Origin of the sequence: Enterobacter cloacae complex sp. IR5450 (assembly GCF_049238665.1) — a bacterium.
Taxonomy (GTDB): domain Bacteria; phylum Pseudomonadota; class Gammaproteobacteria; order Enterobacterales; family Enterobacteriaceae; genus Enterobacter; species Enterobacter hormaechei_C.
Genome location: NZ_JBMKIC010000088.1, coordinates 1 through 874 on the forward strand (window position 1 = coordinate 1; position 874 = coordinate 874).

At 49.5% G+C, this 874-nt stretch carries 1 protein-coding gene; it reads left to right on the top strand.

The annotated features are described in order from the left end of the window. Window positions 1-447 precede the first annotated feature (447 nt). Window positions 448-874 (top strand): PAS domain-containing protein (locus ACOTYB_RS24815; protein ID WP_421765922.1); only part of this gene is annotated, 427 nt, incomplete at its 3' end.

An 874-nucleotide genomic window follows, 5' to 3' on the forward strand; every position in this document is an offset into this window, starting at 1 on the left:
TATGTTAAAAGCCGAGGTCTGGCGGATACGGAAAAAATTATGCCGGCCGGGCTTATGCCCGCGGAAATCCGGCCGATACTTAAATTATCCTTCACAAAGGATATCCTGCGATCCAGTCAGTTGAGTGTTTTCCGTCTCCCGGATGGGAGCCATTTTTTTGCCTTCTGATGCGTGTTAAGGCTTGCGGAGCTGCGCTGGTTCTTCCAAGATTGAGAGACGCCAGCTTCCTGCTGGAGCCGGCGGATTTGCCGTAAATATGAACATTTTCTTATTGTTCAGCCCGCTAAAGATGGCGGGTTTTTTACGCGTGAAATCCGGAGCCGGACATCATGCCGGCATGGCTGAAGAGCGGGCTTTTTCCCGCCCTGTCGCAGTAATATATAAAGCTACATAAGGAGTAGCCGATAACCATGGCAGTACTTACATTATCCGGGCAATCTGATTCATATGTTTTCACTTAAATATATGTTCTCCCTGAACCTCCAGCGATCAGCCATTTCGTATGACGCAATTTGTCAGAATAAGCCTGTCATTGAGTTCAGTCCGGAGGGGGTGATAAATAAAGCCAGCCCGCTTTTTCTCTCCACTATGGGGTACAGGGCTGATGAAATAATCGGTCACCACCATCGTATATTCTGCCCGCCCTCGCTGGTAAGTTCACCGGAATACAGCCAGTTCTGGCAGCGCCTTGCCAGGGGAGAAAGCTTTAGTGGCAAGTACCTGCGGCTGGCAAAGGGAAATCGTTCCGTATGGCTTGAAGCCAGTTATATCCCCGTTTCTGACAGGCGCGGCCGTGTTATCAGAGTCATTAAAATTGCTGCCGATATTTCTGAGCGCGTGCATTCTGCTCTTGAGCAGGAAGCAGTCGTAAATG